Consider the following 23,975-nt stretch of genomic DNA (forward strand, 5'->3'; position numbering starts at 1 on the left):
ACTTCTGTTCCAGTTACTTGCTGCTTTAAGCCTCTAATATTTTTGCCAAAAAATCTTTAGTTCGGTCATTCTTAGGATGCTCAAAAATTTGTTCCGGTGTTCCTTTTTCGGCAAAAACACCACCGTCCATGAACCAAACTTGATCAGCAACATTTTTAGCAAAGCCCATTTCGTGCGTCACTACAACCATCGTCATCCCATCGTTGGCTAAATCCTGCATAACCTTCAGAACTTCGCCAACCATTTCTGGATCAAGCGCGGAAGTTGGTTCATCGAAAAGCATTACATCAGGATTCATTGCCAAGGCACGCGCAATTGCTACCCGCTGCTGTTGACCACCGGATAGGCTTGCCGGGTAAGCATCCGCCTTTTCCTGTAAGCCAACTTGATCCAGAAGGCTTAACGCCAACTTATTTGCCTCATCATCACTCATATTTTTAACCTTAACTGGCGCCAACTTAACGTTTTCAATAACCGTCATGTTGGCAAATAGATTAAAGCTTTGAAAAACCATTCCCATTTTTTCCCGTAATTCATTTAATTGGGTTTCATTTAAAGCAGTTAATTCATTACTTTCAAAAGTAACTTTACCACTAGTTGGTTTTTCCAATAAGTTTAGGCACCGTAGAAAGGTACTTTTACCGCCACCAGATGGTCCAATGACACAAATTACTTGACCCTTACTGACGCTACCGTTAAGACCCTTTAAAACCTCGGTATCACCAAATTTCTTGCTCAAGTCCTCAATTTTTATCATATCAGTCATGACGCATGCTCCTCTCGTAATGGTTCAGTACTTTCGACAAACTAAAGGTCATAATGAAGTATAAGATCATCGCAACAATAATCGGTGCAACACCCTTATAGGTCGCAGTTTGAACGGCTTTTAATTGATAAATTAAATCGGTAACCCCAATAATGGAAACAATCGAACTTTCCTTAATTAGCGAAACAAACTCATTACCTAATGCCGGCCAAATATTCTTCAATGCCTGGGGGAAGACGACACTCCGGAAGGTCTGGGTATTACTAAGCCCTAAACTACGCGCAGCTTCGGTTTGCCCCTTAGCAACCGAATTAATCCCGCCCCGAATAATTTCGGCAACGTAGGCCGCCGAATTCAGCGATACGGCAATAATACCAGAAGTCAAAGCCGGAATATTAATAAACAGGCCAATCCCAAAGTAAACAAACATAACCTGAATCATTAATGGTGTGCCCCGAACAAATTCAATGTAGGCAACGCCTAAACCATGTAACAACTTATTTTTACTTAAACGCATTAAAGCAAAAATTATTCCCAGTAAAATACCAAAGAAGACACTAATTACGGTGATGAGTAATGTGTAGCCAACCCCTTTAGCAAAGTAACCAGCATAATGCCACATAGTTGTGTTATGGGTATTGGTCTTCATGTAAGAACCAGCATCTTTTAAATAATCCTTGGTTAAGTCTTGTTTATCAATCTGATCAACGGATTTATTAACTTCATTAACTAATGATGTTGATCCCTTACGGAAACCAATTGCGGTATCATTTTCACCTTTGCCAAGGTTGAAATTCCCGTTAATCATGGTGAGGCTCTTATCATTATCAACGTAGGCCTGAGCTGAAGGCTTTTCCATAATAACCCCTTCAACTTTATGACTCTTTAAGGCCAGAATTAAATCACTAATCTTGTCGAGGCCTTTAACTGTTGAATTTTTAATTTGCTTTTTTCCAAGGCTGTATTGAATACTTCCGGTTTGTGCCCCCACGGCCTTATTGATAAATGAATTCTTGTCGTGGTAAAGTCCCTTATCCGTTTTATTAATTAAAATGGATTGACCACCTTTATAATAAACCTTAGAAAAATCAACACTCTTTTCCCGAGCAGGTGTCGGTGACATTCCTGAGACAACCATATCAACCTTATTCGTTTCTAAGGCAACTAACAATGAGTCAAAACTCATTTGTTTGATGACTAACTTCACGCCTAAATCCTTAGCAATCTTTTTGGCAATGTCGACGTCCATCCCAACGACACGTTCCTTACCATTACGATTAACTAAGAATTCATAAGGTGGGTAATCAGGACTAGTCCCCATCACTAAAGTTCCCTTTTCCTTAACCCGGGCCAATGAGTTATCGGCCGCTTGAGCAGGCTGAGCACTGATTCCAGCTAGCGTTACGATGAGCCCTAGCACAAGGCTAAGCCAAACAAAAAATTTTTTCATACGCGCTCCTCTTCCAATCTTTTTAATCAATGATTCGATTATAACCATAAATGATTTTTTATGCAATACTTTTGCCAAAATAATCTAATTAATGCATAAAATTATTAATATATTCAACCCGGCTTTGTGATCTAGCTAAATAGTAGTATTTTCGGCAAAATTTGTTACAATGAAAGTAAATCAGAAAGGATGATGTTCATGGGTTTAACCATTAAACAAGATAATAGTCTAAACGAACTCTTCGATAAATTCGCTATTGATCCCAAAGTACCCGTTGAAGATAAGCCAAAACCGCAAAAAAAAGATAAGCAAAAAAAACCAACTTCTAAAAAATAATTTGGTCTCAATATAAAAATTTAGTTGTATTAAAATCTACAATGATATAATAAGTGCGGGATTAAAGGTAATTTACATCAACCTTAATTCCGCACTATTTTTTAGCAATTTTATTTGGAGGTAAAAAATGACATTTGAAGAAATCTTGCCCAAAATTAAACAAGGCAAAAAAGCAATTCGCACGGGCTGGGGTGGTTCAGAATTATATATTTTTGAGGTGAGTCACGATCAATATCAAGGTGAAGAAATAAATCCTTACTTATTAATTAAAACAAATGAGGCCCCTACACTTTCAATGTTCCAACCAACTTCCTGCGATGTTCTGGCCGATGATTGGCAATTAGTCGAATGAGAAGTTACCTCGATTGGCCCCAACGCCACATTATCGTCACTGGGGCCGCTTCTGGAATTGGTTTGGCCCAAGTCAAGCTACTATTAACACTTGGCGTCCACGTCTACGCCATCGACCAACAAGATAATGCGTCATTCCAATCATTGCAACACAAATACCCGCAACAGTTGACCTACTATCCATGCGATCTGCGGCTTGAGAGTGAACTACAACTAACAGTTCAACAAATACTGCAGACGTGCTATATCGATAGCTTGTTTAACACTGCAGGAATTTTAGATCATTATGCCCCAACACTGGCAACAACAAGTCAAGATTGGGATAACGTCATGTTAACTAATCTAAAAAGCCAATTTTTATTAACTAACCAGGTACTACCCCAAATGCTGGAACATCAATTTGGTGTCTTCGTAAATATGGCCTCAATTGCTGGTTTAGTCGCTGGTGGTGGTGGTGCCGCTTATACGGCCGCTAAACACGCCATTATTGGTTACACTAAGCAATTAGACTATGATTACGCGGCCGTGGGCATTCAGGCCAATTGTATCGCCCCAGGAGCAATTGATACACCAATGAACCAGGCCGATTTTACTGGTGCTGGTACCATGGCCAAATCAGTGGCCGAACAAACACCAGCAAAGCGTTGGGCCAAACCAGAAGAAGTTGCCAATTTAAGTCGCTTCTTGGCCAGCTCTGAAGCCGATTATATCCATGGTGCCGTTATTCCCATTGATGGCGGTTGGCTAGAAAAATAGAAATGGGGCAAAAATCGTTTTGGAGCCTACTGTGCGACGTTGGCCAGGCCAATAATTATAGTATGGTTATTGAATTAGCCGTAATCGTGTTTGAAAACGCAACTTCCTGTGCTTTTCCAAACACTCCCGCAAGGCACGTAAACCTAGACTTTTAGCGCACGTTCTAGCGTAATAAAAAATAAGCGGCAGAAATGACCCTCCTGGGATTTGACTAAACTCCAATACTGGGGGCCACTTCAAGCCACTTATTTTATTTTTTCTAATAACTAATTAGACTACCATCAATCTTTTTTATACCGTGCGTTTAGTTTAGTAATATTATCCTTAGCAATATCTTCAAAGGGAATATCGGCCCACTGAGCAATTTGTGACAAGTACCATAAAACGTCACCCATCTCTTTGACTAACTCTTCTTGATTTAATTCCTCACCGTGAAAGGTATATTGTTTGATTAAATCAATCACTTCACCACTCTCACTAGCCAACCCTAAGGCGCAATTAGTTAGAACCTGTTCATTACCAAGTAATGTTCGATTAGCTAGTTTTTGGTATTCATTAAACTCCATTAGTCTACCTCCACTTCCGTCTGTTCGCCGACCCACTGCCAAATTTTATCGGCTCCAATCCCAGTCTGACTAGAAAAAATAACAAAATCATCAGTTTGATTTAAATCAAGTGCTTTTTTTAACTGACTTTCCCGCTGATTCCACTTACCCCGCGAAACCTTGTCCCCTTTAGTTGCCACAACTAAAACCGGAATACCATAATATTTAAGGTAGTTATACATTGCCTTATCATCTTCAGATGGTTCGTGGCGGACATCAATCAATGAAATGACCCCTTTTAATTTAGTTCGCGTTTGTAAATAAGTTTCAATGATGTGACTAAATTTTTCGCGATCTTTTTTTGATACTTTTGCGTAACCATAGCCTGGCAAATCAACAAAATATAACTTTTCATCCAAACGATAAAAGTTTAACGTCTGTGTTTTACCTGGTGTCCCAGAAGTTCGCGCCATTTTACGGCGATTAATTAATTTATTGATTAAAGACGACTTACCCACATTAGATCGTCCTGTTAATGCAATTTCAGGTAATGTATCGTCTGGATACTGACTTTGCGCTACCGCACTAATTACCAATTCTACGTCTTGAACGTGCATGATAACCCCTCACTTTCTAAAACACTGCCCTTAATTTTAACACAAACTAGACTCAAAAAAAAAGCAGCCCAAAAGACTTCAGAACTTTATCGGTGGTGTCTAATAAGTAAGACACCCTGCCCATAAAATTAGTCTTTGGACCACATTTTTTCTAGTGCTGGCTATACATAACGGTTCTGCCAGTATTCAATTGACTAAATTGGTGCACTATTTCAATCATCAACTGTCCTTTAAAACACGTCCTAAGCAGCATTAAGAGGCCTTTTGATCATCCGCTAAAACCAACTGTGGTTTTCCGGAACCATTAACTGTATCCTTGGTAATAATAACTTTAGAAACGTCATCACGACTAGGTAGGTCAAACATGATATCCATCATGACCTCTTCAATAATTGAGCGTAACCCCCGCGCTCCAGTATTACGTTCAATTGCTTCGTGGGCAATTGCGTGTAGCGCGTCAGGCTTAAATTCTAACTGAACTTTATCTAAAGACAATAGCTTAGTGTACTGCTTAACTAAAGCGTTCTTTGGTTCAGTCAGAATTTTAACCAAATCATTCTCGGTCAACTTCTCTAAAGCTGCCATAATCGGAATTCGGCCAATAAATTCAGGAATTAAGCCAAATTTCATTAAATCTTCAGGAATAACTTGTTGCATCAGACTTTTTGATTCATCAAAGTTTTGTGCATCCTGACCGCCGAAACCAATTACTTTATCACCTAAACGTTCCTTAACGATATTTTCAATTCCGTCAAAGGCACCACCAACGATAAATAAAATATTGGTTGTATCAACTTGAATAAATTCTTGTTGCGGATGCTTTCGACCGCCCTGGGGTGGTACGTTCGCGATTGTACCCTCAAGAATTTTCAAGAGCGCTTGCTGCACCCCTTCACCAGAAACATCCCGGGTAATTGAAACATTTTCAGATTTTTTGGCTATTTTATCGATTTCATCAATATAGATGATTCCTTTTTGTGCTTTATCAACGTCATAATCAGCATTCTGCAAAAGTTTCAATAAAATGTTCTCAACATCTTCACCAACGTAACCAGCTTCAGTTAAGGTCGTTGCATCGGCAATCGCAAAAGGAACATTTAAGATTTTAGCCAATGTTTGCGCCAAGAAAGTTTTACCAGAACCAGTTGGTCCAATAAGCGAAATGTTACTCTTTTGTAGTTCAGTATCGCCTTCTTCGGCAACTTCCATTTGATTAACTCGCTTGTAGTGATTATAAACAGCAACTGCTAAGGCTTTTTTTGCTTCATTTTGACCAATAACGTATTGATTTAAAATAGATAAAATTTCAACTGGTTTTGGAACCTCAAGTAGATCACTGTACGCCTCATCCTGAAATTCCTCATCAATAATTTCTTTACATAAATCAATACACTCGTTACAAATATAGACACCTGGACCTGCTACAATTTTTTTAACTTGGTCTTGTGATTTTCCACAAAAAGAACAATTAACAGGGCCTTCGGTTTCTGTATTATCAAACACATTTATCAACCCCTATTCGTTTCTATTTATATTTTAGCGCAACATTCACGAATTAAATTATTCGCTGAACACTGATAAACTTTAGCATAATCTGAGCCAAGGGTAAAGAAAATAGCTTACTTAGAATTTTCCTTTGCTTGGATCGCCTAAATATCTTCGACCTTGATTGCTACTGCCGGCCTAAGAATATTACTGTTAATAAAAAGCGGGGCAAGCCCCGCTTTAAACTAAAACTTATTTATCTGCTTTTTCATCATCAACTGGTGCCTTAACATCTTTTGATTCCTTAGCAGAATCAGTAATCAATTCGATTGCCTGTTTAACCGCAATATCGTGTTTTAGCATATCATCAGTTAAAGAACTACGAACTTGTTTTTCTTCCATACTGTATTCACTGGCCAAATCTTTAATTTCATCGTTAATTTGATCTTCGGTTGGTTCAATCTTTTCAGCCGCAACAACTGCCTCAAGAACAAGATTAGTTTTAACCCGTGTTTCGGCATCTGAACTAAATTGTTTCTTTAAGTCGTCTTCAGAAGTTCCTGTCAACTGATAATACATCTTAGGGTCAATGCCCTGACGTTGCATATTGCCAAGATACTGGTCCATCTGGCGTTGAACTTCTTCGTTAACCATTGCTTCAGGAACATCCTGAATTTCAGAATTATCAACTGCCTGCTTAATAGCAGCATCCTGAATGGCCTCAGTAGCAGAATCATCCTTCTTTTCTTGTAAATCCTTTTTAATTTTAGCCTTTAATTCATCTAAAGTATCAACGTCTTCGTCAACATCCTTAGCGAATTCATCATCAAGTGCAGGTAATTCCTTTGCCTTAACTTCATGAAGTTTAGTTGCAAAAATTGCATCCTTGCCGGCAAGATCCTTTGCTTGATAATCTTCAGGGAAAGTAACTTTAACGTTGACGTCTTCGCCAGCCTTATGACCAACTAATTGATCTTCGAAACCAGGGATGAATGAGTTAGAACCTAATTCTAACGAATAGTTATCGGCTGAACCACCGTCAAATGCTTCGCCATCAACAGTCCCTTTATAATCAATAACAACCGTATCACCTGATTCAGCTGGCTTATCTTCTTTTAAGACTAATTCAGCTTGTTGTTGTTGCTTACTTTCAAGATCCTTTTCAACATCATCATCGGTTACTGTCCGGTCCTGTTCTGGAACAGCTAAACCTTTGTAGTTGCCTAAAGTAACTTCTGGTTTGACAGTTACCTGAGCAGTAATTACCCAAGGCTTGCCTGCATCCATACTCTTAACGTCAACTTTTGGTTGATCAACAGGTTCGATTTTTGCTTCATCAACGGCCTGTTGATAAACATCAGGTAGTAAGATGTTTAAAGCATCTTCATATAAAGCTGCTTCACCATACATATGATTAAAGACTTGGCGTGATACCTTGCCTTTACGAAAACCAGGTACGTTTAAATTTTTCTTAACGCGATCAAATGCTTTGTTTAGACCTTCGTTAATTTTTTCTTGATCAATTTCAAAAGTTAATTCGCCAGTAGTGGCGTCCTTTTTTTCCCATTTTGCTGCCATTAGTTTTCCTCCGAAATTCTTATTTTAACAATTAGCTATCAATTGCATACTCTATGATTTTAACGTAATTCACCAGTCTTGTAAATCATTCTAACCAAAAAAGCACCGTTTTATCGCTAATTTACTTATTTTTTGATAAAAAAAAGACACGGAAAAAATTTCCGTGCCAAAAATTTAAAATCTATTCGTCGATTTCAGTTACGACACCGGCACCAACAGTACGTCCGCCTTCACGAACAGTAAACTTAGTCCCTTTTTCAACTGCAACTGGTGCAATTAAATCAACTGAGAATTCAACGTTATCGCCAGGCATAACCATCTCAACGTTTTCTGGCAAAGTAATAACACCAGTAACATCAGTTGTATGGAAATAGAACTGAGGACGATAGTTTGAGAAGAATGGTGTATGACGACCGCCTTCTTCTTTGCTTAAGATATAAGCTTGGCCCTTAAATTTATCATGAACCTTGATTGAACCTGGTTTAGCTAATACTTGACCACGGACAACTTGTTCACGGTTAACACCACGAAGCAAGACACCAACGTTATCGCCAGCTTCACCATAATCCAATGTCTTACGGAACATTTCAAGTCCTGTAACAGTAGATTTAAGAACTTCTGGTTCTAAGCCAAGAATTTCAACTTCATCGCCAACTTTAACCATACCACGATCAATACGACCAGAAGCAACTGTACCACGACCAGTGATCGTAAATACATCTTCAACGGGCATCAAGAATGGTAATTCATTGTTACGTTCTGGAGTTGGGATGTAGTCATCGACAGCATCCAATAATTCCATAATGTGTGCTTCTTCGTCTTTGTCGCCTTCAAGAGCCTTCAAAGCAGAACCACGGATAAATGGAATATCATCACCAGGATAATCGTATTCTGATAATAATTCACGTGTTTCCATTTCAACTAAGTCAGTTAATTCTGGATCATCAACTAAATCAGTCTTGTTTAAGAAAACAACGATGTATTCAACACCAACCTGACGAGCAAGTAAAATATGTTCACGTGTCTGAGGCATAGGACCATCTGTTGCAGCAACAACTAAGATGGCACCATCCATTTGAGCGGCACCAGTGATCATGTTCTTGATGTAATCAGCATGTCCTGGAGCATCAATATGAGCATAATGACGTTTTTCAGTTTCGTATTCAACGTGTGCAGTGTTGATAGTAATACCACGTTCACGTTCTTCGGGAGCTGAATCAATTGTTGCGTAATCTTCGGCTTTAGCTAAGCCCTTAGCAGCTAATACCTTTGTAATTGCTGCCGTTAAAGTTGTTTTCCCGTGATCAATATGGCCGATCGTACCAATATTAACATGGGGTTTTGTTCGTTCATAATGTTCTTTTGCCATTAAATGAAACCTCCTGTATTTTTCGCAAGAATAATCCAGCAATTAGACAAAGCTAATGCCAGCAATCCTTTACTAGTTATTATACAACTTCCCTAGCTAAAAGCCAAGCACAGTACCTGTTCTCAACCAAGGAAGAATCCATTTAGATATTATATAGACTTCTGTGAACTTTGTAAATAGCTTTGCCCAAATATTTAACCATTTTTCAAAAAAATGTTTAAAACCTATAAGGTTAAAATGTTAGTTGTTTCTCTAAGCTTCTCCTGCCATTGCTGGATCTGGGTTAGATTTTCACTATCAATTTGTTTCTTATTCAATTTATCTGTTGTGTAAAAATCCAAATAAACAGCTAACCACAAAGTTGGATCCTTAACCACTTTATCAGCAAACGGGTAAAGATAAGCCGCATGCAAATTAATTTCTTCAGTTAGGTTTTGGTAGACAATTGGATCATCATTACCAACTTTTTCTGCCAATAATTGCTTCAAAGTGATAATACTTTTATATTCCATAATGGGTAATAGGCGCTCAGGTATAACTTGATATTCTTTATTATCTAACCAAAGCAAGGATACTTCATCACTAACCCGCATTTTTTGAAGATCCGCAAGAACGTTCGCCTTTAATAACGGGTGAACAAATGGATTCCGTAAAAGCCACTTAGCCGTCACTGTAAATTCTTCTTTCGGTAATTGGTTTGCCTGTTTCAAAAGGTCCATTTGTTCATAAATGGAACGATCGCTTAAATTATATAACGCCTTTTGTAGCTCCTTTAAGTGTGCAGCTTCCTCGTGGCGGTACTTGTTTTCAGCGCCTTTGATATGCTTTTGGGTTTCCATCCAAAAATGAATGTCGGCCGCCTTTGCTTTTGCCAAATGTTGATCACAAATTTGTGTTGCCTTTACAAAATCATGTGCTGTTAACAAAAGTGAAATATAAAACGAAATTAAACTCAATGATGCCTGATAATCATTCTCATACTCACCGGCAACTTGACGGGCCACCAAGTATTGGCCTGATTCCATTAATGCTGTTGCCAATAACAAATTAGTATTAAAGTCTTGTTTGGTTTGGTAGGCAGCAGAAAAATTATCTGCCGCTACTTTCCAATCTTCTTTCTTGGCCGCTGCCTTTCCAAGCATGATAAAACGATCAAAATTTTTTGGAAAGGGAATTTGCTCACCCACTAAATCACGTCTCCTTTGCAGCTTTAAAATTAATTTTATTTTAACGACTAAACCTTTATTTCTCAAATACTTGCGTATATTGAAATTTTTACTTTTTTAGAAAAAAAGGAAGCCAGGCAATGGCCTAACTTCCTCAATCCGCAATACTAATTAACTATGCCGTCGATTCTGATTAACTTCCATGATAACTGGTAAGATAACCGGACGCCGTTTAGTTTGCTCAAATAGGTACCCACTTAAACCTTCACGAATATCTTGTTTTAAGTGGCCCCAATCAAATTCTTTATTATCCAAATTATTTTGAACTGTTTTGGTCACAATATCAGCACTCTCATGCATCAAATCACGACTAGCCTTAACGTAAACAAAACCGCGGGTCGTAATTTTTGGCCGTGAAACGATCATCCGCTTTTTGCGATTGATTGTGACAACGGCAATAAAAATACCATCCTCAGATAAAACTTTTCGATCACGTAATACAATATTACCAATATCACCGACACCAATGCCATCAATCATGGTATTGCCAACCTCAACCTGGTTGGCCATGCGCATCCGCTTATTTTGGTACTCCAAAACGTCACCTTTACCAGTGATAAAGATGTTTTCGTAAGAGATTCCCGTTTCGTGTGCAATATCAGCGTGTGCAGCCAATAAACGGTATTCCCCCTGAACTGGAATAAAGTATTGTGGCTTGGTTAAATTAATCATCAGTTGCAAATCGTTCTTATTCCCGTGCCCAGAAGCATGAATATCATCGCCAACGGCCTTAACTTCGCCACCAGCTCGATAGATCATATCTTTTGTTTTAGCAACCGTTGTTTCCATAGCGTGCGATGGTGTTGTCGTAATAAAGACAAGATCGCCTTCTTTAATGCTAATCAAACGGTGACGACTTGTTGCCATCCGCTGCAAAGCCTTAATCGGTTCACCCATCTTACCAGTCTCTAAAATAACCGTCTCTTCAGGTGCTAACGTTTTGAGATCTTTAGTTGCAACTAAAATATCTTCACTAGGCAAAGTTAGCCGATTTAAACGCATTGCTGTTCGAACAATCTTTTCAAGGTCGCGGCCAGTTAAAACAACTTTTCGTCCGGAACGATAAGCAGCATCAATAACTTGTTGCACCCGCGCAATATTTGACGCAACCGATGCAACAATAATTCGGCCCTCATGATATTTAAAGGTATCCAAAATGTAGGCAGCAATTGCCCGCTCACTGGCCATCGTATACGGTGATTCTGCATTGGCCGAATCACTAATCAACGCTAAGACACCCTTTTGACCGATTTCTGCTAAACGCGCAAAATCAGTTTGGTATTCTGGCGTTGCGGATTGATCAAACTTAAAATCACCGGTATAAACAATTTGTCCAGCATCAGTCTTCAAAACAATTCCTAATGAATCGGGAATTGAATGGGTTGTCTTAAAGAAGGAAACTGTTGCGTGATTAAAATCAATCTCAGTGTCCTTATTAATGACGTGAAAATCCTTAAACTTTTTAGATGCCGTGTAACCATTTACGCTTAATTTAGCTAGTGCAATCGTCAATTCTGAACCAAAAACCGGGACATCAAATTTACTAACGAAATAAGGCAAGGCCCCAATAGCATCAGCATGACCATGCGTTAAAAATACGCCAACAACGCGATCAATATTTTCCTCCAAGTAAGTGAAATCAGGAATCACAATATCAATACCTAACAATTCATTTTCCGGGTACATTAAACCACAATCTAAAATATAAATTTCATCATCCACTTCAACAACGTACATGTTTTTTCCATTTTCACGAACGCCGCCTAATGGCATTATTTTAATTCGACTACTCACTTAATTCACCTCTTTTTCTTAAAGATCAAGAATATTTAATAATAACTCTGTTTCTGCCTTTGTTGGCATCAATAACGGTAAACGAACCCCACCAACCGGAATACCAATTTGTTTTAACGCGGCCTTCACCGGTCCTGGAGACGGTTGTGCGAAAAGTTGTTTACCCTTTGGTGTTAATTGCCGCATAATTTCCGCGGCCGCGGCCACTTTATTCTCGTCAATTAATTGATACATTTTTTTAATCTGTTGACCAAATAAATGGCTGCTAACAGAAATAACCCCCTGCGCACCAATTGTTTTCGCAGCAAAAGCATCTTCATCTTCACCTGTGAAGACAGCAAAATCATTTTCCTTTGTACCTTCGACAATTTGCCCTAAATTAGTTGCACCTGTGCAGTCTTTTATTCCAATAATATTTGGTAATAAAGATAACTGAATGGCAGTTTTAACTAACATTGTCACGCCGGTCCGACCAGGTATATTATAAATTATAATTGGTAATCCAGCCTGTTCGCTCACCAGTTTATAATGTGCATACATACCACGCTGATCTGGCTTATTGTAATAAGGTACAACGATTAACGCAGCGGCAATACCTTGAATTTTAGCAACTTGCTGTGTAAATTCAATGGTTTGCGCCGTATTGTTGGAACCAGTATTCGCAATAATTGGTACACGCCCACCAACTAACTTAACTGTCTCTTCAAATAAATTAAGTTTTTCTGAAGCTGATAAGGTTGGACCTTCGCCAGTCGTCCCACCAACTAAAATAGTTTCCGTACCAGTCGCCAATAGGTGGTCAATCAGCGTTGCTAAGCGTTCATAACTGACTTGGCCATAATCATCAAAGGGTGTCACCATTGCTGTGACTAATGAAACATTATTTAAGAAACTCATGAAGCCCCTCCTGTATTAAATTCATTCAAAAACTCATCCGTACCCTTAAATAAAAGCTAATACAAACATTGGCTAATTAACTGATTAAGGTTTCTGCTTTATTTTATGATACCACAAAAAAATAGGCTTTAACATATAACTGTAAAAAGCCAAAAAATGACCGTAAAAAAAAGACGTGATTCAAAAGAATCATGTCTTTTAACGTTATTAACGACGTAAACCTAAGCGTTGAATAAGGTCACGGTAACGTTTAATATCAGTCTTGCGTAAGTAAGCAAGTAAGTTACGACGATGACCAATTTTTTTCATTAAGCCACGATATGAATGATAATCCTTCTTATGAACACGAATATGTTCATTTAAAAGGTTAATCTCTTCCGTTAATACTGCAACTTGTACTTCAGTTGAACCAGTATCTCCATCTTGACGTGCAAAGTCTTTAATGACTTCATTTTTACGTTCTTTAGAAATTGCCAAAATATTTCACACCCTTCCACTATCTTAAAGTGCCTGTGACTGAGTAAAACGTTGGTGATTCGCTAAACCAAGTGACAGGTTCGTGCTTAAGCACAACTATTACTTTACGTGATTCTTTTATAAATTGCAAGACCTATCTAATAATAAGTCAGACGTACAGACTATCAAGCAAAATAGCTTTACAAGTTTTTATTGCAATGTTTCTAGGTCTTCTGTATAATAAACAACGTTGAAAACAAATAGCAATTTATTTAATTTGCTTAACTTGGAGGTGAAATTCAATGCCTAACTTAAAATCCGCAATCAAACGTGCTCGTAATAACGAAAAAGCCAATGCACATAATGTTTCACAAATCAGTGCAATGCGTTCAACTGTTAAACAATTTGAAAAAGCACAAGCTGCTGGTGGCGCTGATAACTCAGAAGAATTATACCGCGCTGCTGTTCGCTCAATCGACATGGCCAAATCAAAAGGCCTTGTTCACGCAAACAAAGCTGCCCGAGATAAATCACGCTTATCCAAATTATTGGCTAAATAAGTTTGGCTCTTCGTCAACTGTTGTTGGTGAATCCATATTTCGAGTTCTAATCACTTCGTGATTAGGGCTCTTTTTGTTTTGATTTTGAAAACGTATAGTACTCGAGTTCTAAACCTCCAGAAGCTGCGATAGCCAAAACTGGCTCGTTTGATCGCCTTGATTTTATTATTAGAACCTTCCAAAGGACCATTTGAATAGTGTGTGGTAAAGGTGTTACGAATCTCATCATGATGGCTTTCAAGTGTTTTAATCGTGTTCTTCATTTCTTCAGAATACGTTTTGTTATTCCAAAATGCCGCATTGTAGTTATGCCAATCTTGATGTTGGACAGCTGACCGGACGCTGTTTAAGACTTGATAAGTTTGTTCTAGTTCTGAATCCAACGATAACAGCTGATGGACAACATCGGTGGCAGCCATCCAGTAAGGAAAATTAGTCCACTTTTTGAATTGTTCAAAGTTAAGCTGTTCAGTTGGTACTAACAACAGCTTCCAGTAGCGCTTAAGGGCGTGAAATTCGCGAGAAGACGGGGTAAACTTCTTCATCACCTTGATTCTGGTTTTGTTAAACGCCCGATTTAGGGCGTTGATAATATGAAACTTGTCCATGACCACCATGGCATTGGGGAACACGGTCTGCACAAGCTTGGGGTAGGTATAATTCATATCAGTCACAATAATTTTGACGTTTTCTCGGGCAGCTTGATCGAAGCGGTAAAAATACTTCTCTAGTTTATTGATGGTTCGATAAGGGAGTAAGTCGATTAATTCATGGGTTTCGCCATTCATGAACTCAAAGCTCATGGCACCAGTAGCGCTCTTGGTACTCTTCACCTCATCCATTAAGATGATCTCTGGTAAATAGTGCCAATTGGTTTGAAAGTCTCGTTCAGCGCGCATTAACTGGCGGCCCACAAATGAATCTGATGCCGATACTTCATTGGCAATGTGCTTCAAAGAGACCGGTTCACCGAGCTTCTCTAGGCATTCTTTGCGGCTGGTGTTTGAAATTGTACAGTGTTTCGGAACTGCCACTGTTTGTGCAAGAAAGTTGCCGTGACATTCTTTACAGTGGAAATAGCGGCGCTTTAAGGCTAAGATGACGGTGTTGCTCAGAACCTTCGAGAATCTGATAGTGGTATTGCGCCAGCCGTAGTTAATAATCTTTTGATCATTGATAATCCCGCACTTGGGACAAGCCTTCGGCGTGTAATCCAAGTGGCCAGTTAAGCGAATAACCCCGTCTTCTCCAGTTTCACCGTCAGTAATTTTTAGGTTCTCGTCAGCTATTCCTAATAATAATTTTGTAGTATCATGACACATAGGGCATTTCCTTCTTTCTGAAAAATCTTCGTGGTGGTTGACTTGGATGAACGGACAGGAAATGTCCGCTTTTTTATTCTAGCCATAAATAAAAAATCTGTCATCAGTAATAGATGAAAATCTATTACCAACAACAGATATTGTAGAACCATAAGTTTATTTCAAAAAAAGAGTGTTAAGGCAAATGCCTTAACACTCTTTTTTTCGTTCCACAATATTGAAAACTAAGCACATTCAACTAACAATGGCCTTATCAACGAACTGCATGACAAATAATTGGAAAAGTAATTCTGGTTTTTCTTGCGTTGACTTCATTTTATATTCCATGTCCACTAGACCTAAATAGGCCGCGCGTAATGCTTCCTGCTGAAAATGACGCGCCTGACCAATTGCTAACTTTACTCGGTACGGATGAACTTTTAAAACTTGGGCTAAACTTCCTTGGCTATAACCATTTTTTTGTAAAATCTTAATTTGTAGTAATAAACGAAATTGCCCTAACAAAATGGCGTTAATTTTGAGTGGTTCTTCTTTTTGCAATAATAAATCGCTATAAAGCTGGACGGCCTGGGCTACATTTTGCGCCATCACAGCATCTACCAATAAAAAAACATTTTGCTCTAGGCTCTGGGCGACTAATTGATCTACTGCTTTTTGTGAAATTTCATGATCTTCCAGCGCATAAAGTCGCAACTTAGGCAATTCATCCATCATAATCGATAAATTAGCCTCCGTTCGTTGTAAAAACAATGCCATTGCTTGTGGTGCCATCGTTAACTGCTGGCGCTTTAAATAATCAGTTACATAACTTTGCGCACGTTGTTGAGTCAATGGCTTAACATCAACTTGCTGGGCAACTCGCTTTAATTGTTTGGTTACTTTTTTTCGTTCATCTAATTTGGCGTATGGCGCAAAAATAACTAACTGGGTCGAATCAAGTGGGTTTCCTAGGTAAGTTAAAAGACTGGCAACATCATGTTCTACCTTCGATTTTTTTGCTTCTGCAGTCAAAAAAATACTATTTTCAACAAATACTACCCGCCGCTCACCAAAAAACGGCGCCGACATAGCATCATTTAGCGCAACTGCTAAAGGGGTCACCGTCATATCATAAGCACCAAAATTCATTGTTAACTCTTCCTCCGATAATAATTGGCGGAAGGCTTTTTTTACTTGTGCAACTAAATAAGCTTCTTGACCCTGAACTAAATAGACTGGGGCAATTTCTCCATGTTTTAATTGTTTCTGTAACGCTGCTACATCCATATCATTACTCCTTGTGTCGAAAAGTTTGCCACCCGTCAGTTGATGACCAGAGCAACATTCCATTTTCGGCCGTATTATAAAATGGTATCTGTAAATCCTGATAGCGTTGAATGACATCTGAATGGGGATGACCATATCGATTATTCCGACCAGAAGAGATCAAAATACGCTCCGGTTGAACGGTTTCTAAAAATGTTTGTGCTGAAGCAGTTCGACTGCCGTGATGGCCGGCCTTTAAAAAATCCGCCTTTAACCGTTGCCGCTCACAAAGAGTAACTTCATTGGCCGCATCCAGATCTCCTGTAAACAACCACGTCTTACCCCCAATTTGACCATAGAGAACTAAGGAGTCTTCATTAGTCCCCAGGCCTGGCCTCTCAGGGTGTAATACCTGTAACTCTTCCTGCGGTGTTACTTGGATTTTTGCTCCTGTCTGTAGTGGACGCCACCTAATTTGTTGTCGGTAAGGCCAGATTCGATGCCGAAACTGGGGATTATTCTCCATTCCAGCTGGAAAAGCAACTTCTTTAACGGTCATTTCTTCTAATAAAACGGCCAAATCACCAATATGATCAGCATCTTGATGACTGAGACAAATTCGATCAATTCTTTTTATTCCCCGACTTTTCAAGTAATTGATTGTTACTCGCTCTGCCCGGGCGCTTCGCTTCTGCTTACGCCACTCAGCTTGATTAAACGTTAATCGTCCTCCTGTATCAATTAATGTTATCCGTTTATGTAGCCGACTTTCGATTAAAATACTATCACCTTGACCAATATCAAAAAAGATAACCCGGTCGACTAATGGATAATGAATTAGTAAAAAGATGGTCAAATAGATACTACCTAAAAAAAGTCCCATTGAAATACGATATTTTTTAGATACAGTTAACATGATTGCGGTCAAAATAAGTAGGATCAGGGTTATTGTTCCAGTCAAACGACCAAAAACGATCATCCATTGCGGCCTTGCCAAGTAAAGAAGACTCGTTTGAAAAGCGGCTAATCCCCAATTAATTAACCAACTGAACCCTGGTAGAAATGAAAAACACCCTGCCCCAATTAGCGTTAACGGTAAAACGGCGTAAGAAAATAACGGCATTACCAATAAATTAAGTAAAACCAGTAAATAGTGCCATTCATAAACGTGATGTAGTAAAATTGGCAAGCTAAACAGATTTAACCATAACGTTTTAAAAACAGCATTTTTATCTCGTAAAAATAATAATAAAAATGATAATAAATAAGATAATTGACCGCCAAGTCCCAAGAGAACGTACGGTTGAACTGCAAAATTAAATAATAAAACCCAACCAAAACAATCTAACGCCGAGATTTGAAAACTAAAACGCCGATTTAAAACACGTAACCAACATAAGCTAACCGCACGAATTAAACTAACGCTGGAACCCGCAAAAATAACGTAGGCTGGCAATAGCAGTAACAACAACCAATCACGAGTTTCTTTCGTTAAATGTAATCGCAATAACAATTGGGAAAATAGTCCAACAAAGTAAAAAACGTGTAGGCCGGATAGACTAAACAAATGAATCAATCCTAAACGCTTAAATTGTTGTGCAGTATCCTGAAATGAATTAGTTTGAATACCCAAAACTAAACATTTGAAATACTGCCTAAGTAACGGTGGGTAATGATCAGCTCGACAACTCAGCACTTGGCGAGCATGATGTAACCAACCAACTAGCGACCACTTTTGGGCCTGAATTTGCCTAATTTGTTCAATCTGTACAATGTAATTAATGCGGCGTTGTTGCTTTAAGTAAGTTGCATAATCAAATTCATTTTGATTAGTTGCGTGTTCAGGACGACTACAGGTCCCACTAACTTGTAAAATAACTGGGTGTGTCAGGTGTTGAAAATAGGCCTGTTCCGCTTTTGTCTGTAAATAATAAACGGCTAAAACACGTGTCTTATCGGCTAATTTTCCTTCAAATTGAAGTGAATCACCGTTTAGCTTGAAGGCATCTGGCCAAACTAATATTCGTTGATAATTTGTCGGCCTTTTTACTGGTCGTTGTTTTTCGACCCCCAAAAATGAACCTACAAAACAACAAACTATAACTGTACCTAAGATTAATTTAGGTTGTCGTGTCCAGATCAACCTCACAATAGCAACAACCAGAAATAACCAACTCATCAGATTACCCATAAAAACAACAAAGCTAAGGGCTACAACAATTAACGCGACAAAAATCACTCTATCTTTCATCGCGTTGAATAACTACTCTAAATTCAGATTAAATAAATCTTTTAGGTTAAATTGGTTAAAGTAATCTGGATTTAATTTAACTTGATCCAACGTAACTCCTGACTTTTTAATCAATTTTAACGCATAATCATCATCGCGGTAATCTTTCAAATAATGAATTGTTTTAATACCGGCCTGAATTAACATTTTCGTACACTGCAAACAAGGAAAATGAGTCACATAAATCTCCGCACCAGTCGTTGCAACTCCGAATTTAGCGCATTGCAAAATAGCGTTCATCTCAGCATGAATCGTCCGTAAACAATGGCCGTCAACTAAGTAACAACCAACATCAATACAATGATCATCCCCAGAAACGGAACCATTATACCCTCCGGCAATTACACGCTGATCACGAACTATCGCCGCCCCAACAGTCGCTCTTGGACAGGTACTACGTAGTGATAATAAAACAGCCTGGAGCATAAAGTATTGATCCCACGGTAAACGCTGTGTTTTTATTTTTTCCATAATACCTCAACTTCCTTAAATCATTTGCCTATCAGTATAACAGACTTTAAATCAGGTAAAAAGTTAGACTGTAATGCTGTCCTTTAAACTTTCAAAGGTCTTTTCACCAATTCCCGAAACCTTCTTTAAATCTTCAATCTGTTTAAACCCACCTTGTTCAGTACGAAAATTAATAATTAATTCGGCCTTCTTCTGCCCAATTCCAGTTAATTGTTGTAATTCCTCTGCCGTTGCTGTATTCAAATTAGTTTGACCGGTTGCCTGCTGCCCGTCAGCTGAGCCAGTTGTTGCAATAGTACTGCCACTTTCGGCCGGTGTTGGCTGCTGTTCCGCCAGACCTAATTCCGCTGGGACCTCTTCTCCAACTTTAGGGATAAAAATAATTTGTTGATCACTTACCTGTTGAGCAAGATTTACCTGTTTTTGATCGGCATCCTCGGCCAATCCCCCGGCCTTACGAATAACATCAAATAAACGGGTATTGTCAGTCACCACATAAATGCCTGGTTTTTTTACCGCTCCTTTAACATCAACGAAACCTTTTTGTATCGTTTGACCAGTTTGTTGTGCCTCAGTCGCTGTGTTCTGGTATTGTGCACTGGTCGAGCTATCTTGAATAACACTTGAGTTTGAAAAAACGGCTTCATTTTTAGTAACTGGCCGTTGAAACATCGCCTGATAACCAATGATACCTATAATTACAAGCAACAGACCAATCACACCGCAATACCAATAACGTTTAATCAGACTCAACCAATCAGTAGACATTCCTCATTCCTCCTTTCGCCACATTAATAAAATCCGCAAAAAAAGCCAACCAATACTTTTGAAAAGTTACTAACTTTAAAAGGTTCTACAATATCTGTTGTTGGTAATAGATTTTCATCTATTACTGATGACAGATTTTTTATTTATGGCTAGAATAAAAAAGCGGACATTTCCTGTCCGTTCATCCAAGTCAACCACCACGAAGATTTTTCAGAAAGAAGGAAATGCCCTATGTGTCATGATACTACAAAATTATTATTAGGAATAGCTGACGAGAACCTAAAAATTACTGACGGTGAAACTGGAGAAGACGGGGTTATTCGCTTAACTGGCCACTTGGATTACACGCCGAAGGCTTGTCCCAAGTGCGGGATTATCAATGATCAAAAGATTATTAACTACGGCTGGCGCAATACCACTATCAGATTCTCGAAGGTTCTGAGCAACACCGTCATCTTAGCCTTAAAGCGCCGCTATTTCCACTGTAAAGAATGTCACGGCAACTTTCTTGCACAAACATTGGCAGTTCCGAAACACTGTACAATTTCAAACACCAGCCGCAAAGAATGCCTAGAGAAGCTCGGTGAACCGGTCTCTTTGAAGCACATTGCCAATGAAGTATCGGCATCAGATTCATTTGTGGGCCGCCAGTTAATGCGCGCTGAACGAGACTTTCAAACCAATTGGCACTATTTACCAGAGATCATCTTAATGGATGAGGTGAAGAGTACCAAGAGCGCTACTGGTGCCATGAGCTTTGAGTTCATGAATGGCGAAACCCATGAATTAATCGACTTACTCCCTTATCGAACCATCAATAAACTAGAGAAGTATTTTTACCGCTTCGATCAAGCTGCCCGAGAAAACGTCAAAATTATTGTGACTGATATGAATTATACCTACCCCAAGCTTGTGCAGACCGTGTTCCCCAATGCCATGGTGGTCATGGACAAGTTTCATATTATCAACGCCCTAAATCGGGCGTTTAACAAAACCAGAATCAAGGTGATGAAGAAGTTTACCCCGTCTTCTCGCGAATTTCACGCCCTTAAGCGCTACTGGAAGCTGTTGTTAGTACCAACTGAACAGCTTAACTTTGAACAATTCAAAAAGTGGACTAATTTTCCTTACTGGATGGCTGCCACCGATGTTGTCCATCAGCTGTTATCGTTGGATTCAGAACTAGAACAAACTTATCAAGTCTTAAACAGCGTCCGGTCAGCTGTCCAACATCAAGATTGGCATAACTACAATGCGGCATTTTGGAATAACAAAACGTATTCTGAAGAAATGAAGAACACGATTAAAACACTTGAAAGCCATCATGATGAGATTCGTAACACCTTTACCACACACTATTCAAATGGTCCTTTGGAAGGTTCTAATAATAAAATCAAGGCGATCAAACGAGCCAGTTTTGGCTATCGCAGCTTCTGGAGGTTTAGAACTCGAGTACTATACGTTTTCAAAATCAAAACAAAAAGAGCCCTAATCACGAAGTGATTAGAACTCGAAATATGGATTCACCAACAACAGTTGACGAAGAGCCCTTTAAAATTAGTAACCATTCAGTATCAGTTGGCGCTTATTAATTATTATTTGGCCAAATAATTTACTGTGTCAGTAAAATTCTTAACTGGCACAATCTTCATATGACTATGAATCTTTTTAGCCGCCTTTTTAGCAACCTGATAGTTATTTTGATAGCCTGGATCAGCTTTCTTCATCGCGGCCGTGGCTGGAATATCTGGTGCAAAGAAAATTGTTGCTCCTTCATGGTTAGCGGCCACAACTTTTTTATCAATCCCACCGATTGGTCCAACGACTCCATTGGAAGCCATCGTGCCTGTTCCAGCTATTTTACGTCCTTTACGTAGGTGACCACCTGTTAGCTGGTCATAAATGGCCGTCGTGAACATTAACCCTGCAGAAGGACCACCGATATCACTAACGGTTACCTTAACCGGAATTTTTGTTTTAATCGTCGAATGATCCACTAAGGTAATCCCCAAACCGGATCGCTTTGTATTTGGTAAATGAATTAAACGCTGCGTCGTTTTCTTGGTCTGGCCTTTATGCTGATAAGTGACAGTTACTTTTGTACCGACTGGCTTATCCTTGACGTAATTAATAAATGCCGTAGAACTTTTGAAATGATGACCGTCAATCATCGTTACAGTATCACCAATCGCCAGTTTTCCGTTAAACTGTGATCGCTTCATCAACGACATCACATAAATACCCAGATACTTACGCTGGTAACTACGCCCGGCCTTTTTATAGGCAACCTGAATTGCATCGTTAATTGCTGATTGCATTTCGTAAGTTTGTAGTTGATTAAACGTTTCACTGCTATCATTACCCATCAGGTCATCTTTGCTGGTTGTCTCTGAAAACGGCTGAGTCTTACTCCACAAATACGTTATTGGCCGTGCTTGCTGTAAGGCCACTGTTGTTAGCATATATTTGCCGGCCCGTTGATCTTTTTTGTGGTCAACCCTAACAAAATTACTCAAGTTCTCTGCTGTTCCTGGCGTCTCCAGATAAAAGGGTAACGGTAAAAACAAACCAATGATAAGGACTAAAACACCAACTAAAACTAGCCATTTAGACCAGCGTTTCTTCATAGTTAGCCTTCTTCCGCCTTATATTTCTTTCTTAACTCACACGCAACTGCCGGTGGTACCAAATCTTCAATATTACCACCAAACTTAGCAACTTCTTTAATTAAACTAGATGAGAGAAAGGCGTACTTCTTTGCGGCTAATAAGAAGACGGTCTCAATCTGCGGCGCTTGGATTTTATTCATCGCCGCAATATCTTCTTCATATTCGAAATCACGAACGTTTCGAATGCCACGTAATATAAATTGTGCCCCCAATTTTTCGGCAAAACGAACGGTTAATTTGGCATCTTGGGCAACAACGCTAACGTTAGGTAGTTCAGCAACTGCTGTCCTAATCAAAGTTAATTTTTCATCATTAGTAAATAACGGTTGTTTGGAAGTGTTAGTCATAACGGCGATAATTAATTTATCAAATAAATGGCTCGCCCGCCTAACCGTTTCTAAATGTCCGTTAGTAAACGGATCAAAGCTCCCGGGAAAAATCGCAATTCGCTGTGTCATACTTCTGCCGCCTCCTGATAATGGTATAGCGTAACAGCAGTTAAGCCGTACGTTTGGCGTCGTGTTTGCTTAAAATTAGTTAATTTTTCTGGTAAAACGGTAGTACTATCCGTTTCGCAAACAATCACGGCCTCATTTTCAATTAAACCCAGCTCGGCCATTTCGCGTAAATCAGAAGTGATTTGTTGTTTTGCGTACGGTGGATCTAACAAAATTAAATTAAATTTACAGTGTTGACCCGCCAATTTTTGCAGGGCATTCTGGGCACTCATTTTCAAAACGGTAAATTGTTTTTCGGCCTTAGTTAGTTCAATATTTTCGTGAATAACCTTAATTGCCGCAAATTGGCGATCGACTAAAGTCGCGCTAGCCATCCCCCGGGAAACGGCCTCAATACCCAGTGCACCGCTACCAGAAAATAAGTCTAAACAATTGCCACCGGCAAAGTAAGGCCCAATCATATTGAAGATTGATTCCTTTACTTTATCCGTTGTTGGCCGTGTAGCACGACCGGGTACTGCTTTTAATTTTCGACCACCAAAATTGCCAGAAATAATTCGCATTAA

General features: G+C 39.1%; 24 protein-coding genes. 5 read left to right on the forward strand and 19 right to left on the reverse strand.

Annotation, left to right across the window (positions count from 1 at the left end):
- Positions 1-25: 25 nt before the first annotated feature.
- Complete coding sequence (locus AYR53_RS10150) at positions 26-757, reverse strand: amino acid ABC transporter ATP-binding protein (RefSeq protein WP_156520063.1); 732 nt, start codon at positions 755-757, stop codon at positions 26-28.
- A 1-nt stretch (position 758) separates the two neighbouring features.
- Complete coding sequence (locus tag AYR53_RS10155; RefSeq protein ID WP_068224719.1) at positions 759-2,216, reverse strand: ABC transporter substrate-binding protein/permease; 1,458 nt, start codon at positions 2,214-2,216, stop codon at positions 759-761.
- Positions 2,217-2,414: 198 nt separating this feature from the next.
- Between AYR53_RS10155 and AYR53_RS13645 the strand changes: the two genes are divergently transcribed.
- The 3 genes from AYR53_RS13645 to AYR53_RS10165 all read left to right on the forward strand — a co-directional run bounded on the left by AYR53_RS13645 (position 2,415) and on the right by AYR53_RS10165 (position 3,659).
- The gene (locus tag AYR53_RS13645) at positions 2,415-2,552 is read left to right on the forward strand and encodes an SPJ_0845 family protein (protein WP_164505765.1); all 138 of its coding nucleotides are present in this window, start codon (positions 2,415-2,417) and stop codon (positions 2,550-2,552) included.
- Between the two features lie 127 nt (positions 2,553-2,679).
- Positions 2,680-2,904, forward strand: coding sequence for a DUF2829 domain-containing protein (locus tag AYR53_RS10160; protein WP_068224722.1), 225 nt, complete (start codon positions 2,680-2,682; stop codon positions 2,902-2,904).
- Positions 2,901-3,659, forward strand: coding sequence for a 3-oxoacyl-ACP reductase (locus AYR53_RS10165; protein WP_068224724.1), 759 nt, complete (start codon positions 2,901-2,903; stop codon positions 3,657-3,659). Before AYR53_RS10160 ends, AYR53_RS10165 begins: the two co-directional genes overlap by 4 nt.
- A gap of 281 nt (positions 3,660-3,940) precedes the next feature.
- On the opposite strand, the gene AYR53_RS10170 is transcribed toward AYR53_RS10165, so the two are convergent.
- From AYR53_RS10170 to rpsO, 9 genes are all read right to left on the reverse strand, one after another.
- Positions 3,941-4,225 carry a nucleoside triphosphate pyrophosphohydrolase family protein gene (locus AYR53_RS10170; protein ID WP_068224727.1) on the reverse strand — a complete coding sequence of 95 codons (285 nt, stop codon included), beginning with the start codon at positions 4,223-4,225 and terminating at the stop codon, positions 3,941-3,943.
- A complete protein-coding gene (gene yihA / locus AYR53_RS10175; RefSeq protein WP_068224730.1) occupies positions 4,225-4,821 on the reverse strand; it encodes a ribosome biogenesis GTP-binding protein YihA/YsxC in 597 nt (198 codons plus the stop codon). The genes AYR53_RS10170 and yihA overlap by 1 nt, the downstream gene beginning before the upstream one ends.
- 252 nt (positions 4,822-5,073) lie before the next feature.
- On the reverse strand, positions 5,074-6,324 hold the full coding sequence (gene clpX, locus AYR53_RS10180; RefSeq protein ID WP_068224733.1) for an ATP-dependent Clp protease ATP-binding subunit ClpX: 1,251 nt from the start codon (positions 6,322-6,324) through the stop codon (positions 5,074-5,076).
- A gap of 234 nt (positions 6,325-6,558) precedes the next feature.
- Entirely contained in the window at positions 6,559-7,884 is a 1,326-nt protein-coding gene (gene tig, locus AYR53_RS10185; RefSeq protein ID WP_068224736.1) for a trigger factor, read from the reverse strand.
- A gap of 181 nt (positions 7,885-8,065) precedes the next feature.
- Entirely contained in the window at positions 8,066-9,253 is a 1,188-nt protein-coding gene (gene tuf, locus AYR53_RS10190) for an elongation factor Tu (RefSeq protein ID WP_068224739.1), read from the reverse strand.
- A 224-nt stretch (positions 9,254-9,477) separates the two neighbouring features.
- Entirely contained in the window at positions 9,478-10,440 is a 963-nt protein-coding gene (locus AYR53_RS10195) for a hypothetical protein (RefSeq protein ID WP_068224740.1), read from the reverse strand.
- A 150-nt stretch (positions 10,441-10,590) separates the two neighbouring features.
- Positions 10,591-12,252 (reverse strand): ribonuclease J, encoded by a 1,662-nt coding sequence (locus tag AYR53_RS10200; protein WP_068281269.1) that lies wholly within the window; start codon positions 12,250-12,252, stop codon positions 10,591-10,593.
- Between the two features lie 39 nt (positions 12,253-12,291).
- Positions 12,292-13,170 carry a 4-hydroxy-tetrahydrodipicolinate synthase gene (dapA, locus tag AYR53_RS10205; protein WP_068224742.1) on the reverse strand — a complete coding sequence of 293 codons (879 nt, stop codon included), beginning with the start codon at positions 13,168-13,170 and terminating at the stop codon, positions 12,292-12,294.
- A 207-nt stretch (positions 13,171-13,377) separates the two neighbouring features.
- Positions 13,378-13,647, reverse strand: coding sequence for a 30S ribosomal protein S15 (gene rpsO / locus AYR53_RS10210; RefSeq protein ID WP_068224744.1), 270 nt, complete (start codon positions 13,645-13,647; stop codon positions 13,378-13,380).
- A 281-nt stretch (positions 13,648-13,928) separates the two neighbouring features.
- On the opposite strand from rpsO, the gene rpsT reads away from it, so the two are divergent.
- Positions 13,929-14,186 (forward strand): 30S ribosomal protein S20, encoded by a 258-nt coding sequence (rpsT, locus tag AYR53_RS10215; RefSeq protein ID WP_068224746.1) that lies wholly within the window; start codon positions 13,929-13,931, stop codon positions 14,184-14,186.
- Between the two features lie 50 nt (positions 14,187-14,236).
- Here rpsT and AYR53_RS10220 read toward each other — a convergent pair whose 3' ends face one another.
- The 5 genes from AYR53_RS10220 to AYR53_RS10240 form a co-directional block, all read right to left on the reverse strand.
- Positions 14,237-15,508, reverse strand: coding sequence for an ISL3 family transposase (locus AYR53_RS10220; RefSeq protein ID WP_035457977.1), 1,272 nt, complete (start codon positions 15,506-15,508; stop codon positions 14,237-14,239).
- 234 nt (positions 15,509-15,742) lie between these two features.
- Positions 15,743-16,774, reverse strand: coding sequence for a DNA polymerase III subunit delta (holA, locus tag AYR53_RS10225; protein ID WP_068224752.1), 1,032 nt, complete (start codon positions 16,772-16,774; stop codon positions 15,743-15,745).
- 4 nt (positions 16,775-16,778) lie between these two features.
- Complete coding sequence (locus tag AYR53_RS10230) at positions 16,779-19,004, reverse strand: DNA internalization-related competence protein ComEC/Rec2 (RefSeq protein WP_068280398.1); 2,226 nt, start codon at positions 19,002-19,004, stop codon at positions 16,779-16,781.
- 12 nt (positions 19,005-19,016) lie between these two features.
- Positions 19,017-19,514 carry a ComE operon protein 2 gene (locus tag AYR53_RS10235; RefSeq protein WP_068224757.1) on the reverse strand — a complete coding sequence of 166 codons (498 nt, stop codon included), beginning with the start codon at positions 19,512-19,514 and terminating at the stop codon, positions 19,017-19,019.
- 63 nt (positions 19,515-19,577) lie between these two features.
- On the reverse strand, positions 19,578-20,282 hold the full coding sequence (locus AYR53_RS10240) for a helix-hairpin-helix domain-containing protein (protein ID WP_068280396.1): 705 nt from the start codon (positions 20,280-20,282) through the stop codon (positions 19,578-19,580).
- Positions 20,283-20,513: 231 nt separating this feature from the next.
- On the opposite strand from AYR53_RS10240, the gene AYR53_RS10245 reads away from it, so the two are divergent.
- Positions 20,514-21,785: an ISL3 family transposase gene (locus AYR53_RS10245; protein ID WP_068279055.1), complete on the forward strand. Its 1,272-nt coding sequence runs from the start codon at positions 20,514-20,516 to the stop codon at positions 21,783-21,785.
- A 92-nt stretch (positions 21,786-21,877) separates the two neighbouring features.
- Here AYR53_RS10245 and AYR53_RS10250 read toward each other — a convergent pair whose 3' ends face one another.
- Genes AYR53_RS10250 through rsmD form a run of 3 tightly spaced genes read right to left on the reverse strand, consistent with a single transcriptional unit; the run spans position 21,878 to position 23,972 of the window.
- Positions 21,878-22,909, reverse strand: a complete 1,032-nt coding sequence (locus AYR53_RS10250) for a SepM family pheromone-processing serine protease (RefSeq protein WP_068280393.1) — start codon at positions 22,907-22,909, stop codon at positions 21,878-21,880.
- 2 nt (positions 22,910-22,911) lie between these two features.
- Complete coding sequence (gene coaD, locus AYR53_RS10255) at positions 22,912-23,409, reverse strand: pantetheine-phosphate adenylyltransferase (protein ID WP_068224763.1); 498 nt, start codon at positions 23,407-23,409, stop codon at positions 22,912-22,914.
- Positions 23,406-23,972: a 16S rRNA (guanine(966)-N(2))-methyltransferase RsmD gene (rsmD, locus tag AYR53_RS10260; protein WP_068280390.1), complete on the reverse strand. Its 567-nt coding sequence runs from the start codon at positions 23,970-23,972 to the stop codon at positions 23,406-23,408. The genes coaD and rsmD overlap by 4 nt, the downstream gene beginning before the upstream one ends.
- Positions 23,973-23,975 lie beyond the last annotated feature (3 nt).

The sequence above is a fragment of the Loigolactobacillus backii genome, from assembly GCF_001663675.1.
Taxonomy (GTDB): Bacteria; Bacillota; Bacilli; order Lactobacillales; family Lactobacillaceae; genus Loigolactobacillus; species Loigolactobacillus backii.